The following is a 26848-nucleotide window of genomic DNA, read 5'->3' as shown; positions in this document are numbered from 1 at the left end:
GGGTAGGATCATGACCGCAAGAATCTTTCGTCCAGCAAAGAACGCCATGCAATCTGGCCGCGGAAAATCCAAGCACTGGGTGCTGGTATTTGAACCTGCGGCTGCCAGAACAATCGATCCTTTGATGGGATACACCTCTTCCACAGATATGAATTCACAGGTCAAACTGAAGTTTGATAGCTTGGAAGAAGCGGAAAACTACGCGCAGCGTAAAAATATCGATTACGTTGTTCAGCAACCCCATGACTCGACACCAAAGAAAGTTGCCTATTCAGACAACTTCAAAAGTGATCGACGCGCCCCTTGGACACATTAATCACCTTCTCAGTTTCGCGTTAGACACGTAAGTTTAACACCAGTTCGCTATGCCTGTTTGCAAAGCGATACACTGGTCCCGTAGCTCAACTGGATAGAGCAGCTGACTTCTAATCAGCAGGTTGCAGGTTCGAGTCCTGCCGGGATCGCCATTCTTTATTTTTGCCTATTCCTATTCCTTTTTTCGACAACGAAATTAGAAATGCATTTGACTTTTAGTGGCAACCGTCGAACTTTATGTCATGTCAAATTCTCTAAAGGCACTGCTTGAACGAGAGGACTATCCGGGTGGACTAATACGCGGAAACCTCATTAGCCTTGTGACTGCATGTATCGCTGTACCCATAATCGCGTCCATGCTTAGTAACAACAACGCGAACTCGCTCGCTGCGTCACTACTTCCAATCGCTTTTGCGATAACGGGGTGGGCATATTTGCGCCGGGAACGATTTACCAAACGTGAAGTTGCTAAAAACAAAGAGACCGACGTTTGCACGGATGGGGAAACGTCACTCCGTACAAGAAATAAAGTCAGCTTCACGCCAATCTTACTTCGAACATTGCGCACAGCACTATATGCAACAATTCTTCTTGTTCTCGTAACAACGCAAAACTCCCAACGCTTAGTTCAATCCAACCAATTTGTTTATCCCCTTACCGACTATCCCAATATGGTGTTCAACACGGTTCTAATTGTTGGCGCACTCATTGGCTGCAACTGGCTAATTTACAGGTTCGACGCTCAGAAGCGTTAAGTTGATTCTTTGCGTCACAGATCTTACTGCACAGCAAATGCGCGACTCTTTCCATTTTGGTGGCCAAGGTATTCGTCACCTTGATGCTAATTCTGTCACGTGAACCAAAATGAAGCCCTAGTAAAAATTCAACGCCCTTTGAGCTGCTGCGCATTCCATGCAATGATGTCCGCGTTAATACTTAAACAGTTTCAAACGGGGATGTATTATGATTAGAAAACTAAAATATTCGATCGCCCTAATTCTCACTCTTCTTTTGTGTGCCGTCACATTTCCTTCATTTGCTGGAGAAAAGTACATATTTGTGCTCGCTGGGCAGAGCAATATGGTTGGCGCGTCAGGCGAAACAATCGGAAGCGAGCAATGGCGGGACGTCAACAAGACTTGGCAAAATGGTGGCTCTGTTTGGGCAGAGCGAAAGGCTGAGAACGACTTTGATCAGGCCATTATCGACAATAAGATCGAGGGCCGCGTCAAATATTGGCAAGTGGGCATGAATGGACAAGGTGCATTCTACAACCTTTCCTACAAACCAGGTGTTTGGAACCGCGAAAAGGTGCAGATGCACCAAATCACAGACTGGAAGCCCACTGGACCAAACTTGGGACCATATTTCGCTGCCGAGTTTTTGATTAAACTCAACGATCCAACGGCAGAGGTTTATCTGGTTGGCAATGCTGCGTCTTCGACTGGTTTCAGCCTTACAATAAACAATATGTCTTGGTCGCCATTCCGAGGAGCTGCGCACAATTTGCAAAGTAATATGCGTTGGCACGCGACAAATGCTGCCAAAGCCGTCCCAGACGCAAAGGTTGCTGGCCTTCTATGGCTACAGGGCGAGAGTGATCACAGCATGGGTGCTGCAGAGTACGCAAAAATGGTCAAGACTATGGTCTATAATTTCAGAACCAAAGTTCCACGCGCACTCAATGCACGTTTTCTTGTGGCGACCGTTATGCCCACATGGAAGTCGGATCCGGCAAACCAAAAGTATCTAAATGATGCCGACAAAGCCCACAGAACGATCATTCCAGTTTATCCCGGTGATGGCGTCTCCGACACGCAGCTTGTGGATACAATCGCGATGAAAGGGCAAACTCGGTATATAAACATCTGGGAAGTCGCACAGAAGAAAACACCCCTGCACTATTCGGCATTAGCGTTGAGAAAAATCGGCAGGTGTTTTGCTGCAAAAGCGCAAAAAACACCTTTGGCTTGTGAGGAATTCTAAGCTTACGGGTAGCTAGCTCTAGTTGGTCGGTTTGGCAGACTTTCAGTCGGTCGGATCGGCCAACTCAATGAGGAAAATTTGCTGATGCCTTGCTGCAGTGAAGTTTGACAGTTATCAATGAGCAGCAATAGTCCTGTAGTGTGAGAAAACCAAATGAGCGCCGGCGGAACCAGCAACCAATCGGATTTTTTACAGTTCTGCAAGTCGCTGGCAAACGAGAAGCGACAGTTCATCGTTTTTGAAATCCTTGGCGACAAGAATGCCCATACTGTCGGCGAAATAGCCAAGCGCGCGCAAATCGCGGTTTCTACGGCGTCGGAACACTTGGCAATTCTCAAGCGCGCCGGTGTTGTGAGCGCACAAAAAAAGGACCGTGAAGTTTTCTACAAACTAGATGCTGACCAAATTACAAAAGTTGCGCATTATCTGAATACCTGGCTCAGCTGCTGCTAGCCTACTGGCGAGCCCCATATTTTTAGCCAAGTTCAAAAACCTAAACTCGAGCAAACCACCTGCGGCAAATACTACCATTGCACAAGTTTATTATTTCGTTATTCTCCGAAATAACAAATAATAGGTGTAATGATGTCTAAAGTTTCTATTTTAATGACGGTTCTTCTGATGGCCATTGGGGCCGCCATGTGGGGACTATGGTCATCCTATTTTGAACCAAAGTTGTTGCTTTTTAGCCCAGAGCGACGCGTTGGAAACTTTGCCAACATGGACAAGGTGTTCCCTGCCTCGCACGTTCCGGCATCTACCGCACCCTTGCGATTTGAGGAGCAGCTCAAGCAAATTGTTGAAAACTATCAATACAATGACCGTATCCACTCGGTGCGTGATTTCATTGAACGTAGCAGTTCCACCGGTCTTTTGGTCATCAAAGACGGGAAGATTGTGCATGAGTGGTACATAGACGGATATGATGCCTCGACGAACATCACTTCGTTTTCAGTGGCAAAAAGTTTTGTTTCGACTTTGATCGGCATTGCACAAAGTGAAGGTCTTCTGTCGGTTGATGATCCAATCATTAAACACATTCCGCAGTTGAAAGACTCTGCGTTTGCAGATGTAACGATCGAAGATGCATTGCAAATGTCCACCGGAATTGCATTCAGCGAAATCTATGAAGACAAATCGACAGACAGCTACACGATTTTTGACAAGATGTTCATTTGGGCACAGCCGATTGATCTGCTCACAGGGAGTTACGACAGCAAAAGTTCGCCAGGCAAACAATTCGACTATGCAAGCATAAACACTCAAGTTCTTTCATATGTATTGCGCTCTGTTTACAACAAACCGTTAGTTGACATCCTTCACAAAAAGATCTGGCAACCAGCAGGCATGTCATCCAGCGCATACTGGAATACAGACCTCTACGGCACGGAGTTGGGCTTTATGGCACTTAACGCTACACTGCGCGATTACGCCAAACTCGGACTTCTGATGCTGAACAATGGCACATTGAATGGCCACAGAATTGTAAGTTCTGCTTGGGTTGAAACCGCAACTTCACCGGCGAAGCCATATCTGGAACGTGGTAAAATATATGGCGAATGGGGCTACCAACATCAGTGGTGGCTACCCAAAGGCAACAATCAAGACTTCGCCGCAATCGGGATTTGGGGCCAAATGATCTACGTAAATCCCGCAAAGAACGTCGTAATCGTCAAATCGGCGGCCGATCCCAAGTTCAAAGACCATGAATTTGAATCAGTTGTTTTGTTCAGGCAAATTGCCAATACCTTGAAATAAGGGGTGCAGCCACTACTTGTAGTCCACACCATTCAAGCAAAGGGGAATGTCATGGGCATTGGTAGCTTACTCGCCTTTCTATTTGTCGGCGCAATTGCGGGCTGGCTCGCGGGCAAAATCGTCAAAGGGTTTGGATTCGGCCTTTTGGGCAACATGGTTGTTGGCATTGTTGGCGCGTTTGTCGCTGGCATCTTGTTGCCTTCGCTAGGTATAATTATTAGCGCAGGAATATTTGGTGCAATCATCCGCGCAACGATTGGTGCTGTAGTGCTGCTTTTCCTGATTAAAATCATCAAAGATCTTTAAAACAAAAAGAACCCGCCAAATTGTTGGCGGGTTCATTGATTAAAGCAACAATGCTCCGACTTAAGCAGCGGCCTATTGTTCTTCTTGACACTCCACAGCGGCTTCTAGAGCGGCATATGAGCCTTCAAGATCAATCGCCATAACCTCTTCGCCATCGTTATACAGAGTTAGCGTGTACTTTTTCGCCAAGTCCCACAGGAATTCAGTATTGGTGAAAGCGATATCAGCGCCTGGTACGCCATTTAGATAGATACCTTTTGCTTCACCTTCATAGGCCTCATCGTCCAGCGCGAACCCAACGGCATAGGTTTCGCCTTCAACGATTTCGCCCCAGCTTTCATTGAACGCGGTGAGATAGCCAGATTCATTGATGCGATCGAAACCAATGCGCACGACAGATCCGTCTTGATATGCGGCTTGTATGAGACAGCCATTGCCCAATGATGGATCGACCATCACATCCCAGCCGGCAACCTGATCCCAAGCGGTAAGTTCCTGCGCCGCCAAAGGCACAGTAAATGCCAGCCCCGCAATCGCGATGGCACCAAAAAGTTGTTTGTACATGTTTTGCTCCCTTTATCGTCTTTTCGACGAATCCCTCGCCGTTTAATGCGGCGCATTTGATCTTATTATTTGGTCATTTGCTTTTGTAAATGAAAAACAAACAACTAGATTTTTAACTCAAGCAGAAATCATCCTTTGACAATATTGGACCAACCAATACTCTTGAATTGACCTCTCTCAATTACTATTTCCTTTTTATTGATAACAGTAACACTGCATATTCCGAGGTGTTTTTGCAAAGGGAACTTAGTAATGGAACGCAAAATCAATATTACGCAGCATAGCGGCACAGGAATGCTATGGTTTATCGGATGGCTGTTTACAGTCGGATATTTGAAACTGGGCTTCTGGAGCGGGCTTTTAGGCTTAATTGTATGGCCCTATTATTTAGGGAGCTATTTTGCGCCTGTAATTGGCACCTAGCTCAAAACTAGTCATTTACTCAGGTGCAAATGTGCAGAATCTTGCTCAGGATTCTGCCAAATTCTTGGTACTTTCCAAATCCTTCCCAAGCTCATATCGTGAGATGGAGTTTGGGGAGAAATCATGAAATCGATTCTGGTGCTCTACGCACATCCAGCGCCGCGACACTCAACTGCGAACAAGCAGATGATCGCCGCAGCGCAGTCTTTGAATGATGTTACATTTGTTGATCTTTACGCCCGGTATCCGCGGTTCAAAATTGAAATCGACAAAGAGCAAGAACAGCTGCTCGCCCACGACATAATTATCTTTCAGTTCCCTCTAATGTGGTATTCGACGCCGTCCATTTTGAAAGAATGGCAGGATTTGGTGCTTGAGTATGGTTTTGCCTATGGTGAAGGTGGCAAGGCATTGGCAGGCAAATGCCTTATGCCGGTTGTTACCGTTGGTGGGCCAGAGCACGCCTATCAAGATGAGGGTTACAACAAACATAGTTTGCAGACATTTCTAACGCCGCTTGAGCAAACCGCCAATCTCTGCTCCATGCGATATTTGCCACCATTGGCATTGTTTGCTTCACTACGAGCGAGCAACGATGGTCGTTTGGACGATCATTCAACAGCGTATTCGCATTTGCTTACTGCCCTTCGTGACGAAACTTTTGACTACGAAGCTGCGCAAAATCAGCCATTGCTAAACATCGAAGAGCTCCCCATTTTGGAAGGCGTACAATAATGTCTGGATTGTTGTTTCAAGCATTCGTGTATCTTTGTGCGGCCGTGATTGCGGTACCAATTGCCAAGCGCTTAGGGCTGGGCTCGGTTCTAGGTTATTTGATTGCAGGTATTGTAATCGGCCCGGTGATTGGCCTTGTGGGTTCTGAAACCCAAGATATTCAGCACTTTGCCGAATTTGGCGTTGTTATGATGCTATTCCTGGTTGGCTTGGAGCTTGAGCCCAAAGCCTTGTGGGACATGCGCAATAGACTGCTGGGCCTTGGCGGCCTACAAGTCGGCGCAACAGCTACAATAATTGGCACCATCGCATACTTACTGGGTGTCCAATGGCAAAGCGCGATTGCCGTTGGCCTTGTGTTTGCGCTTTCCTCTACCGCGATTGTGTTGCAGACGCTGAATGAAAAAGGCTTGATGAAGAGTGATGGCGGCCAGTCGAGCTTTTCGGTACTGCTATTCCAAGACATCGCCGTAATCCCAATGCTCGCGCTTATCCCGCTATTGGCCATTAAAGAGCTAGTCGATCATATGCACCATGACGACCATGGTGGGTCTGGCGGCCATGGGGCTGAAATGAGCCTCATTGAAGGGCTTGCGGGCTGGCAGGTTGCTGGAGTTACGGTTCTTGCTGTTGTTGCTGTCGTTGTTGGTGGACACTATTTGTCACGCCCCCTTTTCCGTTTCATAGCCGGAGCGAAGTTGCGCGAAGTGTTTACAGCAGCTGCATTGCTGTTGGTTGTCGGCATTGCCCTTTTGATGATGCTTGTTGGCCTTTCGCCAGCCTTGGGTACTTTTCTGGCAGGTGTGGTTTTGGCCAACTCCGAGTTTAGACATGAACTGGAAAGCGATATTGATCCGTTCAAGGGCTTGTTGCTCGGCCTATTCTTTATCACGGTTGGCGCAGGCATAAACTTTGGCTATCTGTTTGAGCAATTCGGCTTGGTTATTGGTCTTACTGTTGGCCTGATGGCAATCAAAGCGGCCGTTCTGTTCTGCCTTGCTCTCGTGTTCAAACTCAAAGGCGCGGACAAATGGCTTTTTACATTGGGATTGGCTCAAGCCGGTGAATTTGGCTTTGTACTATTGTCCTTCACTGTTCAGAACGGCGTAATCTCGGGCGAACTCTCTCAACTACTCTTGCTGGTCGTTGCGCTTTCGATGCTTCTCACCCCGGCCCTGTTTATCGGCTACGAGCGATTGTTGCTGCCAAAACTAACACAAGATCAGGAACGCGAGGCTGACGAAATCTCAGAACAAGGGACCGTGATCATTGCTGGAATTGGCCGATTTGGCCAAGTGGTAAATCGCATGCTTTTAGGCAATGGCTATAAAACTGTTGTTTTGGATTTGAGCACAGAAGCCGTTGATCGAGTTGGCCGTTTTGGCGTTAAGACATTTTTTGGCGACGCCTCCCGGCCAGACTTATTGCACGCTGCGGGTCTTGAAGAAGCAAAAATGATCGTTGTTGCAATTGATGATGAAGAGCGCGCCCTAGAGATCGTTCGACACGCTCGGCAGGTCCGCCCTGATATTCACATTGTTGCAAGGGCCAAAGATCGCCATTCGGTTTATGACATGTATTACGCAGGCGCGAACGACATGATTAGGGAAACATTTGATAGTTCTGTGCGCGCTGGCAGGTCGGCCCTCGAAGGTCTGGGCGTGCACCCCTATGAAGCTGAAAAGATATCGACGGCATTTGTTCAACAGGACCTTTGGGGCATTCGTGAAATGGCGGCGCTTTATAATCCAGACATTCCGGTGTTGGAAAATGAACCCTACATTGCGAAAGCAAAAGAAGTGCGAGACGAAATGGATCGCGCAATGGTTGGTTCCACCAAAGGACACAAAGGCGCAATTGATCGTGCGTGGATGCCACCAGGGCGTCGGCCAGAAGAGGTTGAAGAGTAATCTAGCTATCGAATCCTATTTTCGGGGGAGAAATGCTATGCGTTTCTCCCATTTTGTTCACAATGTTAGGTTGAATTGGGCAAAAAAGGACTTTAATTAACGAATTTGTGAAAAATAGCTCGACGTAGGAATATATTGATCTATGTTCCACACTTGATAATTTTCAAACGATCAAAAATTTTTGTGTGTATTTGATGGCCGGATTTTCTGTAGAACAATTTATTACAGATGACATTGAATTCTCCTCACGTGAGGAGGCCATCGGCCATTTGCACAAAACAGCCGCTAAATACAATGGTAAGCACATTGCCTACGGCATTCTAAACCCAGGCAAGCAGTCTCCACGCTTAGCGTTTGACGCAATATCCACCTATTCGGAAGACTGGCTGCAGCGGTATTTTAGCCAAAACTACCATGTGATCGATCCTGTCATTAAACGGGCAGCGAATAGCCCTACTCCTTTTGACTGGGAGGCGGAAAAGCACGATTCGCCGCAAGAAAGTGCCTTTTTTGGTGAATCCGTTGAACATGGTTTGGGCCGACAAGGATTTGCGATTCCTATTTTTGGACCTCAGGGTGAGTTGTGTGCGCTGTCATTTAATGCTGATGTTCCGGACAAAGAATGGATAGAATTGCGCAATGAAGTCATGCCGCATCTGTTCCTATTCGCTTATCAATTCAACGCGCTTGCACTAAACATTCGAAAACCGCAAAATAAACGCGCCAACCTTTCAATGCGCGAATTTGAGGTGCTCAAATGGGCTGCAGAGGGCAAATCTGTGTGGGAGACTGCGCAAATTCTGTCAATTTCTGATCATTCAGTAAAATCATATCTTCAGAACTGTCAGCGCAAACTACAATGCAGCAACAAACTCCACACTGTAGTTACAGCAGTTAGGCAAGGGCTAATTTAGCCTCCCCCATTTGGGGGTAGTGATATTAGTTACTCTTGGCTGCATAATCGACTACAGTGAAATACATACTTTGAATATTGGGAACAAAAATGAATGAGTTGAAGCTTAACAAAGTCAAGAAGTCAGGCGACAAGGATGACAGGCATCTGATGCTGGTAAATTGGTTGAATGAGAATTCAACCATTCTTCAGCGCGATAGATCCAATCCCGTCCCCGACTCATTTGAGCTTTTACTATTTGCTCGGAAGCTAGAACGCTTAACGACACGCGAGTTCGAGGTGTTTGAACAGGTTATCGAGGGTCTAACAGCGGTACAAATCGGCGAAAAACTTAAGATCAGCCCGCGTACAGTTGATGTGCACAAATCGCGTTTCATTCAAAAAATGGAAGTTGGCAATATGGTGGTTGCGGCCCGATATTTCGCGGTCCTTGAAACACTCATTGAGTCCGGACAATCAGCAGACCGGCTGCGCGAAGGAATTGCCGCCGCGAGTTAGCCGCAAAGTAAGTCATCATGCTGCACCTTCTGGGAAATACATAGTGGCACATCGCAAATGACGACGAGTAAAAATCAGGGTCAGCCCCATGTGCATCATTGCGCTTTGTGAGCTGGCAGCCAAGCGCAATAGCTGATTGAACAGCTCCCACTTCTCAACATGCTTTTGTTTTTGAGAAGCAAAATAGGCCCTGCCCCATCTCATATCAATTTCAGACCATCAAAAGCCACCACGCGATATCGGTTTAATCAATCGTTTGACTTTATTCAAACACTTGATTAAATTCTCTCTGTAGATGCAAAGAGTGCCGGTTGATCAACTCTCTCAAAGCACATCGGATTGGTGCTCATTGCGAGAATTGAAACGAAAATCGGCAGTATCGGTGATTAAGGGTTGTTTTGATGTGGGAAGAAGAAGGTACGCACACACGGTCTGATAAGGGCTCGAATGCGGACGACAATACGAAGAACGCATTGTTGCAGACAGCAATCTCGCTTTTTTCTAAAAACGGCTTTGCCGCGACTTCTACCCGCGAAATTGCAAAAGCTGCAAAAGCCAATATCGGCTCGATATCTTATTATTTCGGATCAAAAGAAGGGCTGCGGCGTGCTTGCGCTCGCTCCATTGCCAGCTTAGTGGCGGCTACTGCGGCGCGCGCTCTACCCGATTCTGATGCCCTAAGTCCTGATGAAGCGACTGAGCAGCTATCTAATGCACTTGGCAGTGTCATCAAACTGATGCTTTCACACCCCAATTCGCGCAATATGGCGGCGTTCCTCCTCCAAGAGGTCTCAGAGCAAGGTGAAGTACTTGATGAGATTTACACTCATCTGTTGGAACCACTCCACAAAAAACTCTGCAGGCTTTGGAGCGTCGCCACAGGCGATCCCGCCGAAGACTCTCAAACAATCATGCGCGTCTTTTCGGTTTTGGGCCAAGCCCTCTATTTCCGAATTGGCGAACCGTTGGTTGTTCGTCGCTTAGGCTGGGAACGAATCGGCAAGCCTGAGGCCGAACAGATCAGCGAAATGGTTCTGCAAAACCTGCAAGACATGATTATTGCTGCGCGTGTACGGAACAAAACGTAATGGATCTGTGCAACCTGCCCTTCATTGCATCACTTTTTAGCGCCTGTGCTGCGCCCTTGCCTCTGGCGTCTGGTTACGTGGAAGGCCAATTTGTGCTGCTTGCTCCGGTAGAAATAGCGCAAATTGAATCGATCGAACTGTCTCGAGGCGACAGATACAATGCCGGCGACAGTTTGGTGCAACTTGAACAGCGCGACGCTGAAATTGCTGTTGCAAAGGCGCGCGCGGGCTTGGCACAAGCAACAAATACGCTTCAAAACATCTCTCACGGGCGTCGACCCGAAGAAATTGCGGTAATTGATGCTTCGCTACAGTCTGCGCAGGTACAAGCAGAAGAGGCGTTACGTGAATATGATCGCCAAAAAGCGCTCTTTGACCGCGGTGTGATTGCCAAGGCGAGACTGGAACTTGCATCAACACAAAAAGATGTTAGCGCTGCACGCGTCAGTGAACTGCAAGCGAACCTCGCCGTTGCAAGGCTTCCTGCCAGACCTGAAGAGATTGCGGTTGCCCAAGCCGCTGTAAAGCAAGCAGAGGCTGCATTAGCCAATGCAGAATGGCGATTATCGAAACGCGTTTTGTCAGCAACAAAGGATGGCGTTGTATTTGACATCATCCGAAATGAGGGCGAAATCGCTGGACCGCAAGCACCTGTTTTATCGCTGCTGCCAGACGGAGCCGTTTCACTTCAAGTCTATGTGCCAGAGGCTAACATAGCTTCCTTGAACGTTGGTTCTATTCTTGAGGTCAAATGTGACGGCTGCCCAGATAATCTAACCGCAGAAATCACATATGTTGCGAATGAACCTGAATTTACCCCGCCTGTAATCTACTCGCTTGAGAACCGGCAGAAGCTGGTGTTTTTGGTGGAGGCAAAGCCTACCGAGCACTCATTCAGACTTAAGCCGGGCCAAATCGTCAATGTTGATTTGGCAAGTTTAGAACAATGAATGCCATAGACGTTCAGAATCTAGTCAAAAGATATGGCGACAAAACCGTCGTAAATGACGTGACGATGTCCGTGGCAGAAGGCGAGATTTCCGGGTTCTTGGGGCCCAATGGATCAGGCAAGACCACAACGATCCGCGTTATGTGTGGCCTACTCACTGCAGATTCTGGCGGCGGCACAGTTCTTGGATTTGACCTTAAGACTGAACAGCACAAAATCAAAAACCAAGTCGGCTATATGACGCAGAAGTTCTCTTTTTATGAGGACCTGTCAATTGAAGAGAATTTGGACTTTGTCGCGCGACTTCACCAGTTGTCACCCTACAAGCAATATGTACGTGAAACGTTGGATACGCTCGGCCTCACCAGCCGCAGGCATCAACTTGCAGGAAGTTTGTCTGGCGGTTGGAAGCAACGATTGGCCCTTGCGGCGTGCATAATGCACAAGCCAAAACTACTTCTGCTGGATGAACCAACGGCTGGCGTGGACCCAAAAGCACGACGTGAATTTTGGGACGAAATACATGCGCTTGCGGCCAACGGTATGACAGTTTTGGTATCCACTCACTATATGGACGAAGCCGAGCGATGCCACCGCATCAACTACATTTCGTACGGCAACCTGCTGGCTAGCGGGACGGTTCAAGAAGTCATCGATGGCGCACATTTGGCAACATTTGTGGTGGAAGGTCAGCAAATCAACACAGTTGCAAAAGCGTTGAAGTCTCTTCCGGGTGTCGACCAAGTTGCGCCGTTTGGCAACAGTTTGCATGTTGTTGGGCAAGACGAAAAGCAGTTATCTCAAACACTTGCGCGCCATTCAAATGAACTTGCGTACAGCTATCATTTGGGCGAGACCAGCCTTGAAGACGTGTTCATTCAATTCATGGCCAATTCTGCGGACAATATGCAATGAACCGGTTCTTCTCTCTCGTCAGGTTGCTTGCCCTGCTTGCTAAAGAAACCATTCAAATGCGGCGTGACCACATCACTTTTGGCATGATGCTTGGCGTACCCTTGATGCAACTTATCCTATTTGGATTTGCAATCAACAATGACCCAAAAGCGTTGCCAGCTGCCTTAGTCACGAACTCCCATGATCAATATACACGCGCAATGGTGACTGCGTTAGAGATGACTGGCTATTATCGATTTAGCCACATTGCGGTCAGTCCAGCCGAGGCCGAGGCTTTGATCGCTGATGGCTCTGTTTCTTTTGTGGTTACCGTACCTTCGGACTTTGCTCGGCGCATCGAACGCGGCGACCGCCCTCAAATCCTTGTTGAAGCGGATGCAACAGACCCATCTGTCGCCTCTGGCGCCATTTCGACACTTAGCTCTGTCGCCTCAAAGGCTATTTCACGTGCGCAAGGGTTAGAAGCACAATTGGCGCGGCAAAAAGGCCAACAATTAGAAGTCGTTGTGCACAAAAGATACAACCCGGAGGGCATAACGCAATACAACATTGTTCCCGGCCTTCTTGGCGTGATTTTGCAGATGACGATGGTAATGATGACATCCATGGCTCTGACACGAGAAACGGAACGCGGCACAATGGAAAACTTGCTTGCCATGCCGGCAACGTCGCTAGAGATCATGTTGGGCAAGGTTTTGCCCTATCTCGCGGTCGGTGCAGTACAGGTCTCGGTCGTGTTGATTGCGGCAAAACTGCTGTTCAATGTGCCATTTGCAGGCTCGATGCCCCTATTGCTAACGGGTATTTTGATTTTCGTATCTGCACTAGTGCTGTTGGGCTACACCATTTCCACCGTCGCAAAGACGCAAATGCAAGCGATGCAACTGACTTTCTTCTACTTTTTGCCTTCGCTCTTACTTTCCGGATTCATGTTTCCATTTCGCGGCATGCCGATTTGGGCACAATATATTGGCGAAATGTTTCCCCTCACCCATTTCCTGAGGGTCGTACGTGCGGTCATGCTTAAAGGGGCTGACTACCAGGCTGTGCAGAAACCCATGTCAGTTTTGCTATTGTTTACTCTTGGTTTTGCAACAATTGCGCTATTGCGGTTCCGCAAGACACTGGACTAGTTGGCCGATTGAACAACGCGCGGATGCACTAATCTATCGCCAGCCTTCAGACCGATCTTGAACGCCCCGCCGCCAACAATTTCAAAAACAAAACGAACCGGCCCGGCTGAAGGGATGGGTGTTGGGTCCTGTGGCCGTGCGTTCGAATGGATGTTGACAATAACGCCATCCGCCCTAACAAAAATCATATCCAGCGGGATAAGCGTATTGCGCATCCAGAACGATACGGGCCGTTCTTCGTGGAAATCGAACAACATGCCAGCGTTGTCTGCCAAGTTGGTGCGAAACATCAAGCCTTGGGCGCGCGATGCATCGTCATCCACCAACTCGATATTGAAATGATGCTCACCACTTTCGGAAATCAGCGTGAGTTTTTCTTCACTCGCAAAACAGGCCGAAAGCGAAGCGAAAAGAAAAAAGGCGCACAGTGTGCGCGCCAGGTAATTCAGGGAGGTTGAATTCATATTTAGTGCGAAGACGGTGCGTCGCCCCATCCATCTGGCCGTATTTCGGCAACCATCAATCCTTTTGGTCCATCGCCGTAACGAGCCAATACATATTGACCGGGACGCAACTCAGCTAACCCGAAGCGTCGTAGTGTTTCCATATGGATGAAAATGTCAGGATGTCCCTCGCCTGCAGACAAGAAACCAAATCCGCGCAACCGATTAAACCACTTTACTTGCAATCGTTCCAGCTTTGATGTCGGCTCGACGACCACATGCGTTTTAGGAGGTTCCATTTGCGCGGGATGCTTTGCCGTCGATTCATCCATCGACAAAATGCGGAAAGCCTGCAAGCCGCCCGGGCGATCTAGCGCTTCTACAACAATGCGCGCACCTTCATAGGCTGTCTTGAAGCCATCGCGTCGCAAGCATGTCACATGAACAAGCACATCCGGCATGCCATTATCTGGCACGATAAAACCAAAACCTTTGGCTACATCAAACCATTTAATTGAGCCGGCAATTTCAATAACGTCTACAGTTGGATCTTTTATTGCTTCACTAGCGCTACCGGTCGATGGCTCCTGGCCTTCGTACTCGACATCACTGTCTACATCGGCTGTGAATTTGGCCCCCATAATCGCCATGTCCTTCTGTCTCGCCTGTCCCACCACAAACAGGGTACACCTTACTAAGTTCTAAGTTTGTCCGATTCATCGCAATTTGTTAAGTAAATAATTAGAATTCATTAACCATTCAAGCAAACAACATGCACGTCTAAATTGCAATACGCGCAAAAACGTTGGCCCTTCAATCAGATAAGTATTTGAGAGTTATTCACATTCAAGTATCGCAATTGTTGCCAAATACGCAATAATCCGCAGGGTAGTCCCCGATAGTCACGAGAGGAATCAAGATGAAATATTTGCACACAATGGTGCGCGTATCAGATGTAGACGAGAGTTTGCGGTTCTATTGCGAAGGTCTGGGCCTCACTGAAACACGTCGCTATGACAATGAAAAAGGTCGCTTTACGCTTATCTTTTTGGCCGCGCCAGGTGATGACGGCGGTGAAATTGAACTTACCCATAACTGGGACGAAAAGGGATATGATGGCGGGCGCAACTTTGGTCACCTCGCCTATCGTGTGAAAGACATTTATGCCTTGTGCGCGCACCTGCAGGATATGGGATACACAATCAACCGCCCACCACGCGACGGGCACATGGCCTTTGTTCGCTCACCTGACAATATTTCAGTTGAGCTACTGCAAGAAGGCGATCTGGAGCCAAAAGAACCTTGGGCATCCATGCCAAATGTAGGCGAATGGTAAACGAGGATTTATTCAAAAAGATAAAATCTTAACTATTCTCATTGACTGGCGGTTAGTCATCGCCAGTCTATCTTAACGGCTCGTTTTCCATTTTTGCGAGCCGTTTCATGCGCGTTCTTATTGCTCTTTTACTTAGTGTCAGTGTGCTGGCAGGCTGCGCATCTATGGGCGGATTTACCGGCGGAACGAATTACAACAAAAAGTATGGACTTTATGTTGAGCACTCAAAGGTGCAAACATTTTGCTTGCTTCCAAAGCTTCGCTTTGTGTTGTGGAAAGCAGAAATGCATTTCAAGCGCGCAGCGGTTGTAACATCGGGCTATCGCAATCCATTTCACAATTGGAAAGTTGGCGGTGCTTGGGGCTCCTATCACCAGAAATGTATGGCAGCAGACGTTTTCATTCCCGGCGTTTCAAAGTCAAAACTAATTGCCTTTATGAAAAAAACTGGTGAGGTGGGCGGTCTTGGCTGCTATCCGGGTCGTAAGTTCATACACGTAGACATTCGCAAGCGGCCAAACGGCTATCGGCAACCCGTAATGTTTAAGGGATGTTGAGTTTTTTCCACGGGTTCCGATTGAAAAATCAGACTTTTTTGGAAAAAAGTTCAAAAAAATGAAATTGCCTCTTGCGTCTTTCGATGAACGTCAATATACGGTCCACACAGTTCGCTAGCGCCCTTCGTCTAGCGGTCTAGGACGCCGCCCTTTCACGGCGGAAACACGGGTTCGAGTCCCGTAGGGCGCGCCAACTCTTTGATGAGTTGGGCGAAACAAGAAGCCGGCCTTTATGGCCGGTTTTTTTGTGTTTAGCGGTACGAAAGCTAGTCATTCAAATCAAACTAAGCTAATTCAGTCGCACAAATTATCCAAAGAGATGCCTGTGCCAAATCAAAACAGTGACTTTGCAGTCAATACCTCGTTTCACACTTGGGTTTCGCCAAAACCGCTAATTGCAATGCTTGCTATATTGTTCACCCTAAAACTAGCATTCGCGTTTTTTGCCGAGGTCGCAGCCGACGAGGCCTATTATTGGACTTGGTCACAAATGCTTGCATTGTCCTACTATGACCACCCTCCACTAAACGTTTGGCTGATAGGTATAACCGACGCTGTTTTTGGTACAAACGTCGTTGGCTTACGCGCTGGAACATTTATCAGTTTTGCTGGCACTCTTTGGTTTTTTTGGCTGTTCGCAAAAAGGCTTTCACCGCAGGCGCCTGGGCTCCACCTCCTGCTGACAGTCGTTGTGTTCTTGGGTGCGCCAACGCTGCTCGTTTGGTCAACAATCGTCTATAATGATCATTTGTTGATATTTTTAAGCTTAGGTGCAGCTTATTACTTCGCTGACTATTTTGCAGCATTTGCCAGAGATAAGAATGCGAGAGTGCGGTCTCTTTATGTTGCCGCTATTCTATTGGGCCTTGCGGGCCTTACCAAATACAATGCCGCATTTATGGGCGTCGCAGTGGCGGGTCTTGTTGTATTGCATCCCAAACTGCGCCTGATGCTTCTTAAAAAGCACATCTACGCTGCGGGAATCGTAACCGTTTTGTGTCTCACACCGTTACTGCTTTGGAATATTGGCAACGATTTCTTGTCATTCAAACTTCATGTGAGCACGAGGTTCGAAGATGGACGTGATGTTCAATTTCATGCAGCTACATTCTTGCGGTATATTTATTCCACCTTGCTATATTTTGGGCCGCTGATGGTCATTCCAATGATTGCACTATTCATGCCATTTAAAAACGATGATGCATTCGTTGAATTCGGTGTCTGGATCGCGAGAGCTGTCATACTGACTTCCCTAGTGACCTTCACCTACCTTTCGACCCGCGGGTCGGTTCACTGGTATTGGAACTGTGTCGCTTACACTTTGATGCTCGTATATTTGCCGCTGCTTATTAGACACATGTGGGTTGTTTGGGGGCATGTTATTTTTGGCATATTGGTCACTTTAGTTGGTCTGTTTACCGTTACAGTCATGCCTGTTGCCTACTTAACTGGTGCAACTGAACCTGAAAGTGCACGCATGATTGGTTGGCCGGAATTGGCTCGGCGCACAGAACACCATGTTCAAAATATTGCCCCAGAATATTTGGCAACAACGACATACCAAGGTACCGGGAACCTCGGCTTCGCGATGGACAATGTTGATATCTATGATCTTTCCGACAAAGTGTCCCACTACAATTTTGTTGACCGCAAGAACCTACCTGCTGGCGCAAACGCTTTGATTTTGCACGACCGGTTTGGCGAACTTGAAGACATAACAGACAAGTTCAGGTCTGTAAGGAAGATTGAGGATTATCAAATCGTAAGAATGGACAGAGTAGTCTCAACCTACGAATTCTATCTCGGTGAAGGTTTCATACCACCACAGGATCAATAGAAATCCTTGAGCAGTCGATAGTACCAAAAACGCTCCTCATGGTCGAAGAGGTCGTCTATTTGTTTCGGCGACATGCCGGTAATGCGTTTGACGTCTCGACCCAAATGGGACTGATCAGCATAGCCGTGTTCTGCAGCAAGTTGCGAGATACTGAAGCTTGTATCGCCGCGTGACGCCAAGAAACTCTTATAAAGCTCTTCGCCTCTGCTATGCGCTTGAATTTCGCGCCGTGTTAGTCCAGTCCATTGCTTGATTCTTCGTTGCAACTGGCGGGTTGATTTGCCAACCCCATTGGTCGCAAGTTTCGCCAATCCACGATTGATCCAGTCTGATAAATCGTTCGGAATGATCGCATGTGTGGGCCGGTTTCGACGCCAAATTGGAATTAGGCAGTCTTGAAGCCTTTGAAACCCCTCATCAACATCTTCAGTTGGCGAAAAGCATTTTAAACTTGGTGCGAATTCTGGTGGAAGAAATTCATGCGCGTCAAAAATCTCATTTGCAACCTTGGCTGCAGATATGCCGGTTAGCGCAAACCATGCGTCAGGCAAAAACCCTATTGTAACAGCAAATACATCAGCGTCGTTCCAAGAGACCGTTGGCGTATCGGTGGGCCCACTAACGGCGACTTTCGGCATCAAGGGCCATTCTCGCGGATCGATTCCAGTCGAATTGTTCGACACCCGAACAGTACCCTCTACAATCCAAGACAGGGCGCAGTAAGGAGATGTCGAGAAGTTGTTGTATCGGTCCTCAAAACATAGATTTGCGCCGCGCGTATCCCGCACAACACCCGTGGCAATGCAAGAAGCAAGTGGCGTATCTGGCCACAGAAGTTTGGCTTTTGCCTTCGATTTATCGGCGCGTCCAATCACTTCTCTTTCAACGAAACTATCATCAAACATGTCGCATTCGTTCTATACCCAAACACATGATTTTCACAAGTTCTGTCGCAAAACACAGCGGAGCGAAATCATGAACCATCAAAACAACCTCACGAATAAAGATTCGATACATGGTGACAATTGGGAGCTGTTTTCAAACGAATTGGCCGACAAAGGACATGTTGTCACCAGCGCATCCGCGTTGATAAATTGGGCACGAACCGGCTCACTTCATTTGCTGAGTTTTGGCTTGGCCTGCTGCGCGGTTGAAATGATGCAATTCTTGACGCCAAGATACGATTTTGAACGCCTTGGCATGGCATTTCCAGGCACACCTAGACAAGCGGACCTTATGATTGTTGCAGGCACCGTTACCAACAAAATGGCACCAGCTTTGCGCAAAGTTTACGACCAAATGGCAGAGCCACGATACGTCATTTCCATGGGATCTTGTGCAAACGGGGGCGGATATTACCACTACTCGTATTCGACGGTGCGTGGTTGCGACCGCATAATCCCGGTAGACATCTATGTGCCAGGTTGTCCGCCAACAGCTGAAGCATTGATGTATGCGGTTTTGTTGCTGCAAAAAAAGATCCGGCGCACCGGCACAATCGAGAGATAGTTGCTCTGGCCCTAATTGTTGAAACCGCCTATAGAGCTGTCATGTAGTTTTGGGCATATGAGGCGAGTATGGCGGACAAGCGGCCAAACGACAAACTGATACTTGAATCGGCAACAGCTGGGCTTTCTGTTCGGTTTATGATTGGGGTGCTCTTGTATCTAGCGCTGGTGAAATTTGCAGCTAGCTTCTTAATGCAACCATTGGGCGATGAAGCCTACTATTGGCTGTGGGGCCAAAACCTTGCCCTATCCTATTTCGACCACCCAGGGCTGGCTGGATGGCTTCTAGGGCTCACTGACGCGGTTTTTGGCACATCCTTGTTTGGACTACGTATTGCATCAGTTTTGACTGCCGTCGGCTCATTGTGGGTTTTGTGGGCCTACGCGGGACGGATATTGCCACAGCATCAACATCGCGTATTTCTTTTCCTTACATTGATGATCGCTGCCTCACCAACACTATTCGTTTGGTCCACCCTAGTCTATCACGACCATCTGCTGATTTTTGTTTCATTGGCCGCAATGTACTTCTTCACTTGCTATCTTGGCGACGAAGCACAGAACAAGGCCGGTTCACATTCCCATCTCTATCTTGGCGCGTTCTTTTTGGGGCTTGCGGGGCTAACGAAATATAGCGCGGTGTTTATGGGGTTAGCGATTGCGATTTTGGTGATTGGGCATCCCAAACTGCGGCATTTGTTGGCAAAGCCACACATTTACTTGGCAGGTACCCTCACCATTGCAATGCAAACGCCAACTCTGATTTGGAATCTGAACAAGGATTTTGCGTCCTTTGGCTTTCATTTCAATGATCGGCATGGCGCCCAATGGCTGAGCGAGTTTAATTCTGACAGCTTCTTCAATTTCGTTCTGGTGACGCTACTGTTGTTCGGACCATTCCTTGTGCCACCGTTCGTTCGCTTGTTCCGACAATCTACAAATGCTGACTTTTTCGGCGTCGGGATATGGCTCGCGCGTTTGGTGACGGTAATGTCTACTGGCACCTTCATGTTCATCTCGCTGTTTTCATTTACGCTCTGGTATTGGAGTGATCTTTCTTACATTTTGATGCTTGTGATGCTGCCGGTGCTGGCAATGCGCAAATGGCTAGCGCTTTCGCATATTTGGTTCGGCGTGGTTGTTATCAGCCTTGTGTGTGCGAACTACACTATTGTACCAATTGCAAACGTGCTGGGGCAACGCGACATCGAAGCGGCCACCGTGTATGGCTGGCACGAGATTGCTGATTTTGTCGAACAGGCGGAACAAAAGCACAAGACTGATTTTGTGGCTGCAACGCGCTTTCAGTCAGCTTCTCAGCTCTCGTTTGCCATGCAACGCACTGACATCACTGCAATAGAAGTTCGCCCTTCTCAATTCGATATTTGGGAGGATCGCGCCAGAATTGCTGGTGGCACTGGCCTAATATTGCAGGATGAATTTGGGCACATGGGGGAAACACAGAAACGGTTTGAGACGCTTGAAAAAATTGGAGAGTTCACCGTAGAGCGGTTTGGCTACGAATTACTGACTTACGAATTGTATCTTGGGACAAACTACAAACCGCGCAACACAAATCTGATTGCGGATGAATGATTGACGCACCAGAGAAAACAGCCTGGGTAATTGGCGCAAGCTCTGGACTAGGTGCTGCGCTTGCAACGCGATTAGCCAACGAAGGGTATCAAGTCGCGATTTCAGCGCGCCGGGCTGAGCGATTGCAGGAAATGGTTTCGCACCAACCAAAAATGCATGCGTTCGCATTAGATGTTGCTGACCACGATGCAACGACCGCCTGCGCCAATGAAATTCTTGATAGATTTGGCCATCTCGATTTGATCGTGTTTTGCGCGGTGCATGGTGGTGAAACACTCGGATTTCACGACCGTGCTACAAAAGGCATGGCTATTGGTCTACTTGGTGTAACAGCAGCGCTTGAACCCATTCTCTCGTCGATGAAAGAGCGGAAGTCAGGTCATATTGCATTCATTGGTTCTCCGGTAGGGTTTCGTGCCCTACCCGGCACCGGTAGCTATGGTGTCATCAAATCTGCACTCCACTATCTCGCCGAGCAGCTCAAAATTGAGCTGTCAATCTATTCGATAAACGTGCAGCTTATTCTGCCGGGTTTTGTTGACACGGAACTCACGCAAAAAAACGAATTTCCGATGCCATTCTTGATGTCCGTTGATGAGGCAACAGATCGTATAATGCGCGGAATGCGAAAACCATCTCGCTTCAGGGTGGCGTTCCCTCGCCGGCTAATGTGGCCGATGCGCCTGCTGGGGATGCTGCCTGACCACTTGTACCATTGGGTTATGTCTAAACTCGTCAAGTCGGTTGACAAGCATCAGCCCCGGAACTGACGGGCATTGTCGCCTTGATGTCGCTTCCGTGACGTGGCCACCTTGTTGGCATTGGGCTAGCCAGAGTTCGGTAAATGACAGGAAACAAAATGAGCATTATTGGACGAAGAACCGAACGCGGATGGACACAAGAACAACTCGCAGAAGCAGCAGGGATTAGCACACGCACTGTCCAGCGCCTAGAGGCTGGACGGACCGCAAACCTTGAGTCTTTAAAATGCCTTGCCGCCGTTTTTGAAACCAATGTTGCCACACTCATTGAGGAACAAAAAATGGCGCATTCAGCAGAAGACACACATCTAGAAGACGATAATTCAAAGTCATATTTAGAATCTGAAGCAATAAAATACGTGAAGAACCTAAAGGACTTCTACAAGCATCTAATTGTCTTCATCATTGTTGCGCCCTGTCTCGTGGCCTTCAATGCTTGGCTGACGCCTGGCGTTTGGTGGGTTGTTTGGGCGATTGGTCCATGGGCCTTTGCAATTGCCATGCATCTCTTGACCGTATTTGGTTTTTTGAAGTTTTTTGGTCCCGATTGGGAGCAACGCCAATTTCAAAAGCGCATGCGCGAACATGAGTTGCGCAACTCGAAGGCAGATTTCATAAAGAAATAGTATGATTGCCGGGGAAGCGAGAACGCCTCCCCATTAGGGTCGTCTTCTTAGTCGTTGCGCCGATATTGATAGACGCCCACGTCGATCATCTCTTCAGCAAAACCAGCTTCGCAATAGCTCAGATAATAGACCCATTTGCGTTTGAACACATCGTCAAAGCCTAGCTTTTCAATCTCTGGCCATGCTTCAAGGAAGTTCTCGCGCCAAATACGCAAGGTTTTGGCGTATGATTGACCAAAGAGTTCTTGCCGCTCAAGGGTCAGTCCTGCGGCATCGCCCTGCTCTTTCATCGCCGTTTCGGTGAGAAGCATACCCCCGGGGAAAATGTAGCGCTGGATGAAATCAACGTTTTTGCGATAGTGCTCAAAATCAATTTCGTTGATCGTAATCGCTTGAATCGCAGCAGTTCCGCCAGGTTTGAGACGGTCATGTACGGTTTTGAAATAAACTGGCCAATGATCTTCCCCCACGGCTTCGATCATTTCAATTGAACAAACATGGTCAAACTGACCTTCAGTGTCTCGATAATCTTCAATCACCAACTCGGTTTTGCCGGATAGGCCGTGTTCTTCCATGCGGTGTTTGGCAAATTTGAGTTGTTCCGTTGAAAGCGTAATGCCCTTTAGTGTCGCGGCATAATCTTTGGCAACGGTTTCGGCAAACGCGCCCCAACCACAACCAATTTCGAGAACAGATGCGCCTTTCTTAACTCCTGCCATGTCGGCAACCAGATGGTTCTTTGCCCACTGCGCATCGGTAAGCGTTTGATTTTCATCATTGAAAAGAGCTGACGAATAGACCATCGATGGGTCAAGCCATAACGAATAGAAGTCGTTGCCCAAATCATAGTGCTCTGAGATGTTCTTCTTTGAGCCTTCCTTCGTATTACGCCGCGATAGATGGTACGCCATGTCGTGCGCTGCACGTCGGAACAGGTTTGGCTTTTTGCCCACCAGTTGTTCACGATTAAGCAGGAAGAAGGTGAAAACCTTCACTAGGTCATCAACTTCAATGTCTTCGTTCATGTAAGCGGCCGCAAAGCCTACAGTGCCGCGTCGGGCCGATTCACGAATTACATTGAAATTGTTCAGTTTAAGCTGCGCGTGAGGTCCGGCATTTGCGGGATCGCCCAAATTTATGGTTTTGCCTGAAGGCAAAATAATCTTCAGACAGCCATGTTTGATTCGACCAACAGACCGTTTCCCGATCCAGCCGACAAGGTTAGATACTATTTTTGACCACACGGAGTTTGATGTGTTCGCGCGATCTAGTGCAAAGTCACTCATACCACTTTCCGGCGTATATCGCGCGGGATAAGACTATAAAAAATCGCACAAATCTGCGCTAAAGCCTTTAAATCCGCTACGCCAAGGCCTCCCTCAAATTACTAATAGAAGTTTAACGAGGCTGTTTTTTTGTTGCAACCCCATTTCACAAGCCATTGATTTAGCGTTAATTTTGGGGTGCATTCGGCTTTTGGATCAGCCGATTGGCGCCGCATCCATAATCCTTAGCTGCACCTCTTCTCGGCCTTGCCAATGGTTTATTGATAACGTGCCAACCACATGAATCGGATCAGAATTTCTTGCTTCAAGTAAAAATTGTCCAAGCGCTGAACCGGCGGCCCTGAATGCGATGCCATTGATCCGCGCCCGATCTTGCGAAACCATGCTAACTTTTACATGTCCGCCAACCCCAACAATATCGGCAAAAGTAACTCGATGCGCGGGCAGCGCAAACACTGGACCAGGGTTGCCTGAGCCAAATGGCCCTGCCTTTTCAATAGAGTGAAGGAAATCAACGGTGGCGCCGCGCGCTGTAAGCGCAGCATCAATTTTGATTCCACTGTCTTTTTGTGCTGCTGCTACCGCGTCTTCAAGCTTTTCGCAAAGGAATGTGCGGAACGGGCCAATTTCTCCTGATGCGACAGAAATCCCCGCAGCCATCGCGTGGCCGCCACCTTTGGGGATAATGCCCTTGCTTACAGCCTCCAGAACAGCGGCACCAAGATCAACTCCAGAAATCGAACGGCCCGACCCCGTGCCACTTCCATCTGGACGTTGTGAAATAGCAAATGCGGGTCGGTTAAACCGCTCCTTTAGCCGTGCGGCAACCAGACCAACAACGCCCTGATGCCAATCCGGCGAAGCCACCACAATAACCGGCGGCCCGTCGCTTTCGCCAATTTCCGCCTCGGCCACAGCAACAGCTTCATCCACGGCTTGTTTCTCGATCTGCTGTCGTTCGGTATTAAGTTGGTCAAGCTGCGCGGCAATATGCATAGCGTCGTGCTCATCGCTGGTTGCCAACAGTTTCGCTCCCAGCCCCGCATCGCCAATGCGTCCACCGGCATTAATTCGCGGACCCACAACAAATCCCAGATGATAGGGATTTAAAGGACCGGACACGCGTGCCGCCATTGCAAGTGACGCGATGCCCATATTTGAACCTTTACGCATAACTTCAATACCGCGCTGTACAAATGCGCGATTCAATCCCTTTAGCGGCACCACATCACAAACGGTGCCCAGCGCAACCAGGTCCGTCATTGCCATCAAATCGGGCAAGGGCGAAACACCCTCATCGCGCAAGCGCCTATTGAGCGCAACAAGCACCATAAAAGTAACGCCTGCGGCACAAAGGTGCCCCAACCCTGAAATATCGTCTGGCCTGTTTGGATTGACTAACGCGTCGGCGCTTGGCAACTCGCCTTCTACCAAGTGGTGATCAATCACCACAATATCTACATTCTTTGACTTCGCGTGAGCGATTGGGCCGTGGCTGGTTGTGCCGCAATCAAGTGTCACGATGAGCGTTGCCCCATCGTTGATTAGCTGGTCGATCGCACCGTTGTTTGGCCCATAGCCTTCAAATATGCGATCAGGGATGTAGATGAGCGGATCAAGCCCTATTCCAGACAGGTAGCGGGTCATCAACGCCACCGACGTTGCACCATCCACATCGTAGTCGCCAAACAACGCGATCTGTTCGTTATTCACTACAGCTGAAACTAGCCGTTCAACCAATTGGCTCATTCCGGTCAGTTGATCCGGGTCTGGCATAAGATCTCGAATTGTTGGCGCCAGGAATTGTTCTGCTTCTTCCAAGGCCACACCACGCGCGGCCATCACGCGCGCAACAATCTCGCTGACTTCGATTTGCTGGCTCATTGCTGTGGCGGTGCGAACCGAATTTTCGTCAAGCCGATCAAGCCATTGGCGACCAGAGACGGACTTTTCAACACCTAAGAAGTATCTAGTTTGCTGCAACATAGCTAATTGCTAGCGCCCAAGCTGCCATTCGTCGAGTGAAAACTCCAAATTTTCGTGTTGAGGAACAAATAGGCAGAAGCCAAATGTATACGGCCAATTGCGTACAGCAATTATCATACATTTATGCTGTATTTTACATTTATTTCATCTATTGTACGACAAAATCGATCAATATTGAGTATTTTTCATTTTAGACATGCGAATACTGAAATTACGTAGTTAAAACTACTTATATCAAGCATTCGCGAAGAACACTTTAGGCAAAACTAGTTGGTTCGCTTCGGCTGCGACCCTGTTTTCGTCTGAACACACGAACGCGGTGCGAGTGGTCAATTTGAGTGATCAACACATAACTCTTGATGGTAGGACATCAGTTGTTGTGCACTTACTCGCTGTTTCGCGCCCATTGTGTCCAACGCAGCTTGCGTTGCGCATAGCAAAACAGCTCAACTTTTATTAAAATGGCGTGCAATTGCGCGTCCGGTTAGCGGGGCTTTTTGCCCCGCTAATTGATTTTTGAACGGTTCATGCGTTGATTTGCGGCGTCAGTGGTAAGGGTTCTCGGCACGATATCCACGCTTTCAACACACAGTGCCGCTGCCGATGCAGCAAATTTTCCCGCAATTTCAAGCAACATACCTTCTTGCAGTGCGTGCCATAGGGCGACAGCGAAAGTGTCCCCTGCACCATTCGCGTCTTTTACACTCGCCTCGCAAGGAGCGATCTCGATAAATTCATCTGCGGTATAAAGCGTTGAGCCCTCTTTGCCCTTTGTAAGAACAACAAGCTCCATACCTCGCTCCAATAGGCTCCGAACGACCATTTCTGGTTGTTCCAATTGCTCATCAGACAACTGCACCATATCCGCGTGTACGATAAACTGTTCATGCCATGGGTTCTGGCCATCGTAATCGTGCAAATCGACATAGACTTTAGCCTTCGCCCGCTCAAGCAAGGGCAACACTGGCACACTTGATGCGGTGATGTTGAGGAAGATTGTGTCTGACTTTGCGATGATGGGCGCTAGGCGGTCAGTCTGCACCTTAGGATCAGCGGCCCCATTTTCCCTAAAAATTGAGATACGCTGCCCATCTTTGTCCATTAGATTGTAGTGCTGTGGGGTTGGCGCATGATCCAAGTCTACGATCGTTTTTACGCCGCGTGTCGTACACTCGGCCATGATCTTCTTGCCACGCTCATCGTCACCAATCACGATTTGCAATGCGGGATCATACCCAAATTGTTTCAGCGCAAACGCCTTGCCAATGCCGGTTGATCCAGCGCCATCATGGAACTGCGCATCTGCTATCGTTTTTGGGATACCGTCAGGCAATTGCTCCAAATAGATCATCGTGTTCCAACTTGCGCCACCAAGAACCAAAACGTTTTGATTTTTCGACATTGTCACCCCAAAAAGAA

At 48.2% G+C, this 26848-nt stretch carries 30 protein-coding genes and 2 tRNA genes; 24 read left to right on the top strand and 8 right to left on the bottom strand.

Annotated elements, in window-relative coordinates; all coding sequences use genetic code 11:
* Positions 1–10: 10 nt before the first annotated feature.
* From QQL65_RS12675 to QQL65_RS12645, 7 genes are all read left to right on the top strand, one after another.
* Positions 11–316 (top strand): ETC complex I subunit, encoded by a 306-nt coding sequence (locus QQL65_RS12675; protein WP_284365121.1) that lies wholly within the window; start codon positions 11–13, stop codon positions 314–316.
* Positions 317–390: 74 nt separating this feature from the next.
* Positions 391–467, top strand: a tRNA-Arg gene (locus tag QQL65_RS12670).
* Between the two features lie 90 nt (positions 468–557).
* Positions 558–1070, top strand: a complete 513-nt coding sequence (locus QQL65_RS12665) for a hypothetical protein (RefSeq protein WP_284365120.1) — start codon at positions 558–560, stop codon at positions 1068–1070.
* A gap of 208 nt (positions 1071–1278) precedes the next feature.
* Positions 1279–2301, top strand: a complete 1023-nt coding sequence (locus QQL65_RS12660; RefSeq protein WP_284365118.1) for a sialate O-acetylesterase — start codon at positions 1279–1281, stop codon at positions 2299–2301.
* A 153-nt stretch (positions 2302–2454) separates the two neighbouring features.
* Positions 2455–2754 (top strand): ArsR/SmtB family transcription factor, encoded by a 300-nt coding sequence (locus QQL65_RS12655; protein ID WP_284365117.1) that lies wholly within the window; start codon positions 2455–2457, stop codon positions 2752–2754.
* 132 nt (positions 2755–2886) lie between these two features.
* Positions 2887–4059, top strand: coding sequence for a serine hydrolase domain-containing protein (locus QQL65_RS12650; protein ID WP_284365116.1), 1173 nt, complete (start codon positions 2887–2889; stop codon positions 4057–4059).
* A gap of 51 nt (positions 4060–4110) precedes the next feature.
* Positions 4111–4365 carry a GlsB/YeaQ/YmgE family stress response membrane protein gene (locus QQL65_RS12645; RefSeq protein WP_284365115.1) on the top strand — a complete coding sequence of 85 codons (255 nt, stop codon included), beginning with the start codon at positions 4111–4113 and terminating at the stop codon, positions 4363–4365.
* Between the two features lie 72 nt (positions 4366–4437).
* On the opposite strand, the gene QQL65_RS12640 is transcribed toward QQL65_RS12645, so the two are convergent.
* Positions 4438–4929 carry a hypothetical protein gene (locus QQL65_RS12640; protein ID WP_284365113.1) on the bottom strand — a complete coding sequence of 164 codons (492 nt, stop codon included), beginning with the start codon at positions 4927–4929 and terminating at the stop codon, positions 4438–4440.
* A gap of 252 nt (positions 4930–5181) precedes the next feature.
* Here QQL65_RS12640 and QQL65_RS12635 point away from each other — a divergent pair, with 252 nt between their 5' ends.
* The 5 genes from QQL65_RS12635 to QQL65_RS12615 all read left to right on the top strand — a co-directional run bounded on the left by QQL65_RS12635 (position 5182) and on the right by QQL65_RS12615 (position 9408).
* A complete protein-coding gene (locus QQL65_RS12635) occupies positions 5182–5352 on the top strand; it encodes a hypothetical protein (protein ID WP_284365110.1) in 171 nt (56 codons plus the stop codon).
* A gap of 123 nt (positions 5353–5475) precedes the next feature.
* A complete protein-coding gene (locus QQL65_RS12630) occupies positions 5476–6087 on the top strand; it encodes an NAD(P)H-dependent oxidoreductase (RefSeq protein ID WP_284365108.1) in 612 nt (203 codons plus the stop codon).
* Positions 6087–7997, top strand: coding sequence for a monovalent cation:proton antiporter-2 (CPA2) family protein (locus tag QQL65_RS12625; protein ID WP_284365106.1), 1911 nt, complete (start codon positions 6087–6089; stop codon positions 7995–7997). The genes QQL65_RS12630 and QQL65_RS12625 overlap by 1 nt, the downstream gene beginning before the upstream one ends.
* Positions 7998–8191: 194 nt before the next feature.
* Positions 8192–8911 (top strand): helix-turn-helix transcriptional regulator, encoded by a 720-nt coding sequence (locus tag QQL65_RS12620; protein ID WP_284365103.1) that lies wholly within the window; start codon positions 8192–8194, stop codon positions 8909–8911.
* An 89-nt stretch (positions 8912–9000) separates the two neighbouring features.
* Positions 9001–9408, top strand: coding sequence for a LuxR C-terminal-related transcriptional regulator (locus QQL65_RS12615; RefSeq protein ID WP_284365101.1), 408 nt, complete (start codon positions 9001–9003; stop codon positions 9406–9408).
* 15 nt (positions 9409–9423) lie between these two features.
* Here QQL65_RS12615 and QQL65_RS12610 read toward each other — a convergent pair whose 3' ends face one another.
* Positions 9424–9612 (bottom strand): hypothetical protein, encoded by a 189-nt coding sequence (locus QQL65_RS12610; RefSeq protein ID WP_284365100.1) that lies wholly within the window; start codon positions 9610–9612, stop codon positions 9424–9426.
* 197 nt (positions 9613–9809) lie between these two features.
* Between QQL65_RS12610 and QQL65_RS12605 the strand changes: the two genes are divergently transcribed.
* From QQL65_RS12605 to QQL65_RS12590, 4 genes are all read left to right on the top strand, one after another.
* Positions 9810–10496, top strand: coding sequence for a CerR family C-terminal domain-containing protein (locus QQL65_RS12605; RefSeq protein ID WP_284365098.1), 687 nt, complete (start codon positions 9810–9812; stop codon positions 10494–10496).
* A 77-nt stretch (positions 10497–10573) separates the two neighbouring features.
* Entirely contained in the window at positions 10574–11446 is an 873-nt protein-coding gene (locus tag QQL65_RS12600) for an HlyD family secretion protein (protein ID WP_348529149.1), read from the top strand.
* Positions 11443–12360 carry an ABC transporter ATP-binding protein gene (locus QQL65_RS12595; protein WP_284365095.1) on the top strand — a complete coding sequence of 306 codons (918 nt, stop codon included), beginning with the start codon at positions 11443–11445 and terminating at the stop codon, positions 12358–12360. Before QQL65_RS12600 ends, QQL65_RS12595 begins: the two co-directional genes overlap by 4 nt.
* Positions 12357–13493: an ABC transporter permease gene (locus QQL65_RS12590; protein ID WP_284365093.1), complete on the top strand. Its 1137-nt coding sequence runs from the start codon at positions 12357–12359 to the stop codon at positions 13491–13493. The genes QQL65_RS12595 and QQL65_RS12590 overlap by 4 nt, the downstream gene beginning before the upstream one ends.
* On the opposite strand, the gene QQL65_RS12585 is transcribed toward QQL65_RS12590, so the two are convergent.
* Positions 13490–13957 (bottom strand): DUF192 domain-containing protein, encoded by a 468-nt coding sequence (locus QQL65_RS12585; RefSeq protein ID WP_284365091.1) that lies wholly within the window; start codon positions 13955–13957, stop codon positions 13490–13492. The genes QQL65_RS12590 and QQL65_RS12585 overlap by 4 nt on opposite strands.
* 2 nt (positions 13958–13959) lie before the next feature.
* Positions 13960–14577 carry a cold-shock protein gene (locus QQL65_RS12580; protein WP_284365090.1) on the bottom strand — a complete coding sequence of 206 codons (618 nt, stop codon included), beginning with the start codon at positions 14575–14577 and terminating at the stop codon, positions 13960–13962.
* Between the two features lie 278 nt (positions 14578–14855).
* On the opposite strand from QQL65_RS12580, the gene QQL65_RS12575 reads away from it, so the two are divergent.
* The 4 genes from QQL65_RS12575 (at position 14856) to QQL65_RS12560 (ending at position 17666) form a co-directional block, all read left to right on the top strand.
* On the top strand, positions 14856–15272 hold the full coding sequence (locus tag QQL65_RS12575; protein WP_284365088.1) for a VOC family protein: 417 nt from the start codon (positions 14856–14858) through the stop codon (positions 15270–15272).
* Positions 15273–15379: 107 nt separating this feature from the next.
* Positions 15380–15829 carry a YcbK family protein gene (locus tag QQL65_RS12570; RefSeq protein ID WP_284365085.1) on the top strand — a complete coding sequence of 150 codons (450 nt, stop codon included), beginning with the start codon at positions 15380–15382 and terminating at the stop codon, positions 15827–15829.
* A gap of 117 nt (positions 15830–15946) precedes the next feature.
* A tRNA-Glu gene (locus QQL65_RS12565) sits at positions 15947–16022 on the top strand.
* 132 nt (positions 16023–16154) lie between these two features.
* Positions 16155–17666, top strand: coding sequence for an ArnT family glycosyltransferase (locus tag QQL65_RS12560; RefSeq protein ID WP_284365084.1), 1512 nt, complete (start codon positions 16155–16157; stop codon positions 17664–17666).
* On the opposite strand, the gene QQL65_RS12555 is transcribed toward QQL65_RS12560, so the two are convergent.
* Positions 17660–18571: a helix-turn-helix domain-containing protein gene (locus tag QQL65_RS12555; protein ID WP_284365080.1), complete on the bottom strand. Its 912-nt coding sequence runs from the start codon at positions 18569–18571 to the stop codon at positions 17660–17662. The two genes, QQL65_RS12560 and QQL65_RS12555, sit on opposite strands and share 7 nt — an antisense overlap.
* Positions 18572–18641: 70 nt before the next feature.
* Here QQL65_RS12555 and QQL65_RS12550 point away from each other — a divergent pair, with 70 nt between their 5' ends.
* The 4 genes from QQL65_RS12550 (at position 18642) to QQL65_RS12535 (ending at position 22157) form a co-directional block, all read left to right on the top strand.
* Positions 18642–19175: a NuoB/complex I 20 kDa subunit family protein gene (locus QQL65_RS12550; protein WP_284365078.1), complete on the top strand. Its 534-nt coding sequence runs from the start codon at positions 18642–18644 to the stop codon at positions 19173–19175.
* 68 nt (positions 19176–19243) lie between these two features.
* Positions 19244–20770, top strand: a complete 1527-nt coding sequence (locus QQL65_RS12545; RefSeq protein ID WP_284365077.1) for an ArnT family glycosyltransferase — start codon at positions 19244–19246, stop codon at positions 20768–20770.
* The gene (locus QQL65_RS12540) at positions 20767–21540 is read left to right on the top strand and encodes an SDR family NAD(P)-dependent oxidoreductase (RefSeq protein WP_284365075.1); all 774 of its coding nucleotides are present in this window, start codon (positions 20767–20769) and stop codon (positions 21538–21540) included. Before QQL65_RS12545 ends, QQL65_RS12540 begins: the two co-directional genes overlap by 4 nt.
* Before the next feature lie 89 nt (positions 21541–21629).
* Positions 21630–22157, top strand: a complete 528-nt coding sequence (locus QQL65_RS12535; RefSeq protein ID WP_284365072.1) for a helix-turn-helix domain-containing protein — start codon at positions 21630–21632, stop codon at positions 22155–22157.
* Between the two features lie 47 nt (positions 22158–22204).
* On the opposite strand, the gene QQL65_RS12530 is transcribed toward QQL65_RS12535, so the two are convergent.
* The 3 genes from QQL65_RS12530 to QQL65_RS12520 form a co-directional block, all read right to left on the bottom strand.
* A complete protein-coding gene (locus QQL65_RS12530; protein WP_284365069.1) occupies positions 22205–23443 on the bottom strand; it encodes an SAM-dependent methyltransferase in 1239 nt (412 codons plus the stop codon).
* 195 nt (positions 23444–23638) lie between these two features.
* Positions 23639–25429: a single-stranded-DNA-specific exonuclease RecJ gene (gene recJ, locus QQL65_RS12525; protein ID WP_284365065.1), complete on the bottom strand. Its 1791-nt coding sequence runs from the start codon at positions 25427–25429 to the stop codon at positions 23639–23641.
* Positions 25430–25934: 505 nt separating this feature from the next.
* Positions 25935–26831, bottom strand: coding sequence for a carbohydrate kinase family protein (locus QQL65_RS12520; RefSeq protein WP_284365063.1), 897 nt, complete (start codon positions 26829–26831; stop codon positions 25935–25937).
* Positions 26832–26848: the final 17 nt, after the last annotated feature.

The organism is Maritalea porphyrae, from assembly GCF_030159895.1.
In the GTDB taxonomy this organism is placed as follows: domain Bacteria; phylum Pseudomonadota; class Alphaproteobacteria; order Rhizobiales; family Devosiaceae; genus Maritalea; species Maritalea porphyrae.
Note: the sequence above shows the minus strand (reverse complement) of the source record. Positions and strands in the feature narration are given on the sequence as shown.

Bases quoted from the DNA above. Each gene is read 5' to 3' on its own strand.
- QQL65_RS12575 (WP_284365088.1), top strand. From the start codon at position 14,856: ATGAAATATTTGCACACAATGGTGCGCGTATCAGATGTAGACGAGAGT.
- QQL65_RS12655 (WP_284365117.1), top strand. From the start codon at position 2,455: ATGAGCGCCGGCGGAACCAGCAACCAATCGGATTTTTTACAGTTCTGC.
- QQL65_RS12620 (WP_284365103.1), top strand. From the start codon at position 8,192: ATGGCCGGATTTTCTGTAGAACAATTTATTACAGATGACATTGAATTC.
- QQL65_RS12650 (WP_284365116.1), top strand. From the start codon at position 2,887: ATGTCTAAAGTTTCTATTTTAATGACGGTTCTTCTGATGGCCATTGGG.
- QQL65_RS12605 (WP_284365098.1), top strand. From the start codon at position 9,810: ATGTGGGAAGAAGAAGGTACGCACACACGGTCTGATAAGGGCTCGAAT.
- QQL65_RS12595 (WP_284365095.1), top strand. From the start codon at position 11,443: ATGAATGCCATAGACGTTCAGAATCTAGTCAAAAGATATGGCGACAAA.
- QQL65_RS12665 (WP_284365120.1), top strand. From the start codon at position 558: ATGTCAAATTCTCTAAAGGCACTGCTTGAACGAGAGGACTATCCGGGT.
- QQL65_RS12520 (WP_284365063.1), bottom strand. From the start codon at position 26,831: ATGTCGAAAAATCAAAACGTTTTGGTTCTTGGTGGCGCAAGTTGGAAC.
- recJ (WP_284365065.1), bottom strand. From the start codon at position 25,429: ATGTTGCAGCAAACTAGATACTTCTTAGGTGTTGAAAAGTCCGTCTCT.
- QQL65_RS12675 (WP_284365121.1), top strand. From the start codon at position 11: ATGACCGCAAGAATCTTTCGTCCAGCAAAGAACGCCATGCAATCTGGC.
- QQL65_RS12550 (WP_284365078.1), top strand. From the start codon at position 18,642: ATGAACCATCAAAACAACCTCACGAATAAAGATTCGATACATGGTGAC.
- QQL65_RS12540 (WP_284365075.1), top strand. From the start codon at position 20,767: ATGATTGACGCACCAGAGAAAACAGCCTGGGTAATTGGCGCAAGCTCT.
- QQL65_RS12555 (WP_284365080.1), bottom strand. From the start codon at position 18,571: ATGTTTGATGATAGTTTCGTTGAAAGAGAAGTGATTGGACGCGCCGAT.
- QQL65_RS12625 (WP_284365106.1), top strand. From the start codon at position 6,087: ATGTCTGGATTGTTGTTTCAAGCATTCGTGTATCTTTGTGCGGCCGTG.
- QQL65_RS12590 (WP_284365093.1), top strand. From the start codon at position 12,357: ATGAACCGGTTCTTCTCTCTCGTCAGGTTGCTTGCCCTGCTTGCTAAA.
- QQL65_RS12530 (WP_284365069.1), bottom strand. From the start codon at position 23,443: ATGAGTGACTTTGCACTAGATCGCGCGAACACATCAAACTCCGTGTGG.
- QQL65_RS12545 (WP_284365077.1), top strand. From the start codon at position 19,244: ATGGCGGACAAGCGGCCAAACGACAAACTGATACTTGAATCGGCAACA.
- QQL65_RS12535 (WP_284365072.1), top strand. From the start codon at position 21,630: ATGAGCATTATTGGACGAAGAACCGAACGCGGATGGACACAAGAACAA.
- QQL65_RS12610 (WP_284365100.1), bottom strand. From the start codon at position 9,612: ATGAGATGGGGCAGGGCCTATTTTGCTTCTCAAAAACAAAAGCATGTT.
- QQL65_RS12585 (WP_284365091.1), bottom strand. From the start codon at position 13,957: ATGAATTCAACCTCCCTGAATTACCTGGCGCGCACACTGTGCGCCTTT.
- QQL65_RS12615 (WP_284365101.1), top strand. From the start codon at position 9,001: ATGAATGAGTTGAAGCTTAACAAAGTCAAGAAGTCAGGCGACAAGGAT.
- QQL65_RS12640 (WP_284365113.1), bottom strand. From the start codon at position 4,929: ATGTACAAACAACTTTTTGGTGCCATCGCGATTGCGGGGCTGGCATTT.
- QQL65_RS12580 (WP_284365090.1), bottom strand. From the start codon at position 14,577: ATGGGGGCCAAATTCACAGCCGATGTAGACAGTGATGTCGAGTACGAA.
- QQL65_RS12645 (WP_284365115.1), top strand. From the start codon at position 4,111: ATGGGCATTGGTAGCTTACTCGCCTTTCTATTTGTCGGCGCAATTGCG.
- QQL65_RS12630 (WP_284365108.1), top strand. From the start codon at position 5,476: ATGAAATCGATTCTGGTGCTCTACGCACATCCAGCGCCGCGACACTCA.
- QQL65_RS12660 (WP_284365118.1), top strand. From the start codon at position 1,279: ATGATTAGAAAACTAAAATATTCGATCGCCCTAATTCTCACTCTTCTT.
- QQL65_RS12635 (WP_284365110.1), top strand. From the start codon at position 5,182: ATGGAACGCAAAATCAATATTACGCAGCATAGCGGCACAGGAATGCTA.
- QQL65_RS12570 (WP_284365085.1), top strand. From the start codon at position 15,380: ATGCGCGTTCTTATTGCTCTTTTACTTAGTGTCAGTGTGCTGGCAGGC.